Raw genomic sequence first — 5,174 nt, 5'->3', positions numbered from 1 at the left:
CCCGCCGACCAGCGGCAGCGCGGCATAGCCGTTGAGATAGGCCGGCACGCCCACCAGCGTCGCCGTCACGATCGGCAGGAGGCCGGTGCCCCCCAGCGCCGCCGTCACCGTCTCGGCGGGGATCCAGGCGAGCATCAGGCTCTCGAGGAGGAAGGCGAGCGTCAGCCACTTGGCGAGGAAGAGCGTCGTCTTCGTCGCCTCCCGCCCGAACTTCGCGCGGCGCTCGGGATCGGTCCAGAAGCGCCAGACCACGGGCTTCGGAGCCCGGATCCTCGATCCGCCGCAGCCGCCGTTGCCGATTCCCTCGCGCAGCGGGTCGGCCAGTGTGGCGGTGCCCGAGAGAAGGTGCACCGCGAGCCCGCCGAAGACGCCGAGGCCGATGGCCGCGACGGTCTTGGCGACCGCGAACTCGAGGTCGAGGACACCCGCCGTCAGCACGAACATCGAGGGGTCCATGATCGGCGAGGCAAGCCAGAAGGCCATGACCGCCGAGAGCGGCACGCCCATCGCCAGGAGCGCCGCGATCAGCGGGATCACCCCGCAGGAGCAGAAGGGTGACAGCCCGCCCGCCAGCGCGCCGAGCCCGATCATCAGGAGAGGCGCGCCGGTGAAGGCCTTCGCGATCAGGTTGTCGGCGCCCGTCGCGCCCGCCCATGCGGCGATGGCGATGGACAGGATCAGGTAGGGCGCCGTCTTCAGCAGCGCCGCACCGGCGAAGGCCGCACTCTCGCCCGCCTGCCCCGCATCGAACACCGCGAGGATGGCCAGGATCGCCGCGGAGACGAGCCAGACCCGCTGGGTCGACCAGAGGCTCCGGAGGACGGCGCGCGGTCCGCCCACGGGAAGTGTCGTGTCTGCCATCACCAGATCTCCGGTTTTACGGTTGTATTCGAGACAGGAAACCGAAGCGCACGCATCATGCGGCATCCTCGGAAGACCGAAGCGCGACACCGGAGCAGCATTCCGACGTCAGGAAGTCCAGGACCCGGTGCATCGCGGGATAGTCCACCCGGTTCAGCACTTCGCGCCCCTGCTTCTCCTGCACGACAAGGCCCGCATCCACCAGCGTCGAGAGATGATGCGCCAGCGTGGACGGCGCGAGACCGAGATGCGCGCCGATGTCTCCGACGCGCAGGCCCTCCTCCCCGGCCTTAACGAGAACCCGGAAGATCGACAGGCGGGCATCGTGACCGAGGGCGGCAAGGGCGCGGGCGGTGGGGCTGGTGGTGCTCATGGCGCCAATATAACCAAGATTCCGGTTTTGTCGAGTCGTTCTTGCCCGCCTCGCGTCCGGCTTCGAGAGCCGCTGCAGGATACGGAGCGCGGACGATCCCGCTGCGGCCGTTGTCGTGTCCGGACCGCCTCAAGGGCTGGGCGCAGCCTGGGCTGCCTCCCGGGGACCGCAACTCGCGACCTCCGGCATCCTGCCCGCGGCGCTCATCGCGATCGCGCTGAACCTGCTCCTGCCCGAGGAGGCCGCGGATGAAGGGGCGACCGCCGCACCGATGCATAGGGACGGGGCGGAGCGCCCGGACATGCCGTCCACGGGGCCGCGGTGAGACGGCCTTGGGCTCCGTTCCTGCCGGGGAAGCGGCGATCCGCAGGGCAACGGAAGGCGATGGCCGTCGGTGGGAGTCACTCGCCTGCTCCCGCCTCCGCCCGGATTGCGAGCGGCCGGGATTGCCGGTATTTTCTCGTGATGCTCATCGAGATCCTCATCGTCCTGTCGCTCGTTCTCGTGAACGGATTCCTCGCCATGTCCGAGCTCGCCGTGGTGTCCGCGCGTCCGGCACGGCTGAAGGTCATGGCCGACCGGGGCAGCCGCGGGGCGGCCACCGCCATCCGGCTGGCCGAAGATCCGGGCCGCTTCCTGTCCGCAGTGCAGATCGGGATCACGCTCGTCGGCGTCTTGTCGGGCGCGTTCTCGGGGGCGACGCTCGGACTTCGCCTCGCGGACGCGCTCGCGGCGGCGGGCCTTCCGGCGGGGGCCGCGAGCACGGTCGGCGTGGGCGGGGTCGTGGTGGCCATAACCTACCTTTCGCTCATCGTCGGCGAACTCGTGCCCAAGCAGATCGCCCTGCGCGCGCCCGAAGCCGTCGCCGCCCGCGTCGCACCGGTCATGCGGCTGATCTCGCGGGTCGCCGCACCTCTCGTCTGGTTGCTCGACCGGTCGGGCAAGGTTGTCCTCGCCCTTCTGGGCCAGTCGGGCCGCGGCGATGCGGGCATGAGCGACGAGGAGGTGAGGACCGTCATCCTGGAGGCGCGCCAGGCCGGCGTCATCGAACATGCCGAGACCGAGATGATCGCGGGCGTCATGCGCGTCGCCGACCGGACCGCCCGCGGGCTGATGACGCCGCGGCGCGAGGTGGAGCTTGTGGATCTGGCCGATGGCGCGGCCGCCGTGATCGAGCAGGTCCGCGCGACCCGCCACTCCCGGCTGCCGGTGCGCGACGGGGAGGCGGACGACATCGTGGGGGTGCTGTCCACGCGCGAGGTGCTGGAGATCGGGCCGTCGCCGGGGTTGACCGAACTTCGCGCGCTCATCACCCCGGCGACGGTCGTGCGCGACGGCATGCCCGCCCTCGACGTCATCGAGACGCTCAGGCGGGGCCCGGCCCACATGGTTCTGGTCTTCGACGAATACGGTCATTTCGAGGGTGTCATCACCGCGATGGACCTTCTGCAGGCCATCACGGGCGACTTCGCGGATCACGAGGATCCCGAACCCAAGCTCGTCGAGCGCGAGGACGGCAGCCTGCTCGTCGCGGGCTGGATGCCGGTCGACGAGTTCGCGGAGCGCCTCGGGCTGGCGCTGCCGGAGGATCGCGACTTCGAGACGGTCGCGGGCCTCATCCTGCATCATCTCGGCGCCATTCCCGGCGTCGGTCAGAGACTGACGATCCAGGGTTTCGGGATCGAGGTGCTGGACCTCGACGGACGCCGCATCGACAAGGTGCTTGTCACGGCGCGACCGCAGGCAGCCTGAGCCGTTCCACGCCCAATGCCTCAGGGCAGGCCAACCGGCGGGATCGCGAGCACGTCGCATCTCGCGTTTCGCAGGACCGCCTCGGCCACGCTGCCGAGGAAGAAGCGGGTCGCGCCGCTCCGCCCCTGAGTCCCCACGACGAGCAGGTCCGCCGATGCCTCTGCGGCGGCCGAGAGGATCTCCGCCGCCGTGCCCTGGACGGAAGGCCGCAGGACGTGGCCCCAACCCGACGCGCCGGTTCGCCCGGCGAAATCCCGGAGGCGTTCGGCCGAGTCCTCGCGCAGCGCCTCGAGATGGAGCGCCCAGTCGCCGACCGGGCCCGCCGCGCTCTCCGAGGTCTCCACCGGTGCGGTGTAGGCGTGGAGGAGCGAGACTTCCGCGTCGCCGGAAAGGCCGAGCCGCCTGAATGTCCCGAGCGCCCGCGCCGAGGCGTCGCCGAGATCGGTCGCCACGACGATGCGCCGCCAGGGGCCGACCGGAGGGCCGTTCACCATGAGCACGGGGCAGTCCACCGCGCGGATGGTGCGCTCTGCCGTGGTGCCCGCGAAGATGTCCCGCAGCGCCTGCCGCCGGTGCGGCCCGAGGACGAGGAGGTCCGGTGCATCCTCGCGGGCCGCCTGCGCGATCCCGGCGAAAGGATCGGCGATCACGATCCGCGTCTCGCAAGGGACGCCGTCCACCTCCCGCACCGTGGCCTGCATCGTCTCGAGAAGCGCCGCGGCCGCGCCCCGCGCGCCCTCCGTCATCCGCTCGGGCATGTCGTCGTCGATGGCGTGCACGACGCGGAGGCGGGCTCCGGACTGCCTGGCGAGGAGCGTCGCGCGCCTCAGCGCCCTGTCCGAGCGCTCGGAGAAATCCGTGGCCACCATGATGCTCTTCATGTCGGGCTCCGCAGGGTGGAGGGCGCGCGCGCGCGGGCGCCCTGGTGGGATGCCCGTCGCATCATAGCCTGCGAGACGCGGCGCGCAGACTGGTTCTTCCGCGACATGATGGGGGCGAGAGGACGCATGGCCCGGCGCACCCGCATCGCGTGTTCATGAGCGTTCCTCCTCACTCCGGCGCTGCCCCGGCCGATCCGCGTCGGACCTGCGCGCCTCGGGGCCGGGTGAAGCGCTTTTCGACCTCGAGCACCAAGAGCAGGACCGGTCCGACCGCAAGCACCATGAGCCCCTCCGCAAGGCTCAGCGGCCTCGTGTCGAAGAAGGCTTCCATGAAGGGGGCGTAGGTGAAGGCGAGCTGGAGCGCCGTCACCGCGCCGATGGCGACGAGGACGGGTTTGGTGCCAACGACGGCCCCGAAGGACAGCGAGGTCGTGTTCAGGAACCGGACCGAGAAGAGATAGAAGATCTCCATCACCACCAGCGTGTTGACCGCCACCGTGCGCGCCTCCTCCAGCGTCGCGCCGCGGGCCTGTGCGAGGGTGAACATCCCGAAGATGCCGACGCAGAACAGGAGCGACACGAAGACGACGCGCCAGAGGACGAAGCGAGACAGGATGGGTTCGTCCGCCGGGCGCGGCGGGCGGCGCATGATGTCGGGCTCGGCGCCCTCGAAGGCGAGCGCCATGGCCAGCACGACCGAGCTCACCATGTTCACCCAGAGGATCTGCACGGGCGTGATCGGCAAGGTCAGTCCCAGGAGCAGCGCCGCGATCAGCGCCAGCGACTCGCCGCCATTGACCGGGAGCAGGAAGAGGATCGCCTTCTTGAGGTTGTCGTAGACGGTCCGGCCCGCCTTCACGGCCGCGGCGATGGTCGCGAAATTGTCGTCGGCGAGCACGATCGCGGCGGCTTCCTTCGCCGCATCGGTGCCCGTCCGGCCCATCGCGATGCCAATGTCGGCACGCTTGAGGGCCGGGGCGTCGTTCACGCCGTCGCCGGTCATGGCCACGGCCTCGCCGCCCGCCTGGAGCGCCTCGACGAGGCGGAGCTTGTGCTCGGGCGAGGTGCGCGCGAAGACGTCGGTCTCCCTCACCCGGGCGCGCAGCTCCTCCGCCGAGAGCGTGTCGATCTCCGCGCCGGTCAGCGCGCTGTCCGCCTGCTCGAGCCCGAGCTGCCGCGCGATGGCGCGCGCGGTGCCGGCATGATCGCCCGTGATCATCTTCACCCGGATGCCCGCGGCGCGGCACTCGGCGACCGCCGCGATGGCCTCGTCGCGGGGCGGGTCGATCAGGCCGACGAGACCGAGG

5 protein-coding genes are annotated in these 5,174 nt (G+C 70.9%); 1 reads left to right on the top strand and 4 read right to left on the bottom strand.

Features of this window, described 5'->3' with window-relative positions:
• A partial coding sequence (locus ACTS11_RS16790) for a permease (protein ID WP_442641445.1) occupies positions 1-861 on the bottom strand: 861 nt, incomplete at its 3' end.
• A 55-nt stretch (positions 862-916) separates the two neighbouring features.
• Positions 917-1,234 carry an ArsR/SmtB family transcription factor gene (locus ACTS11_RS16785; RefSeq protein WP_442641444.1) on the bottom strand — a complete coding sequence of 106 codons (318 nt, stop codon included), beginning with the start codon at positions 1,232-1,234 and terminating at the stop codon, positions 917-919.
• Between the two features lie 465 nt (positions 1,235-1,699).
• Here ACTS11_RS16785 and ACTS11_RS16780 point away from each other — a divergent pair, with 465 nt between their 5' ends.
• Positions 1,700-2,986, top strand: coding sequence for a hemolysin family protein (locus ACTS11_RS16780; protein WP_442641443.1), 1,287 nt, complete (start codon positions 1,700-1,702; stop codon positions 2,984-2,986).
• 20 nt (positions 2,987-3,006) lie between these two features.
• Here ACTS11_RS16780 and ACTS11_RS16775 read toward each other — a convergent pair whose 3' ends face one another.
• The gene (locus ACTS11_RS16775) at positions 3,007-3,867 is read right to left on the bottom strand and encodes a universal stress protein (protein WP_442641442.1); all 861 of its coding nucleotides are present in this window, start codon (positions 3,865-3,867) and stop codon (positions 3,007-3,009) included.
• Between the two features lie 169 nt (positions 3,868-4,036).
• On the bottom strand, positions 4,037-5,174 hold a 1,138-nt coding region (locus ACTS11_RS16770), incomplete at its 5' end, for an HAD-IC family P-type ATPase (protein ID WP_442641441.1).

The sequence above is a fragment of the Roseicyclus sp. genome (assembly GCF_052168335.1).
Classification (GTDB): Bacteria; Pseudomonadota; Alphaproteobacteria; order Rhodobacterales; family Rhodobacteraceae; genus Roseibacterium.
This window is presented reverse-complemented; position numbering and strand designations above follow the sequence as displayed.

Bases quoted from the DNA above. Each gene is read 5' to 3' on its own strand.
- ACTS11_RS16785 (WP_442641444.1), bottom strand. From the start codon at position 1,234: ATGAGCACCACCAGCCCCACCGCCCGCGCCCTTGCCGCCCTCGGTCAC.
- ACTS11_RS16780 (WP_442641443.1), top strand. From the start codon at position 1,700: ATGCTCATCGAGATCCTCATCGTCCTGTCGCTCGTTCTCGTGAACGGA.
- ACTS11_RS16775 (WP_442641442.1), bottom strand. From the start codon at position 3,867: ATGAAGAGCATCATGGTGGCCACGGATTTCTCCGAGCGCTCGGACAGG.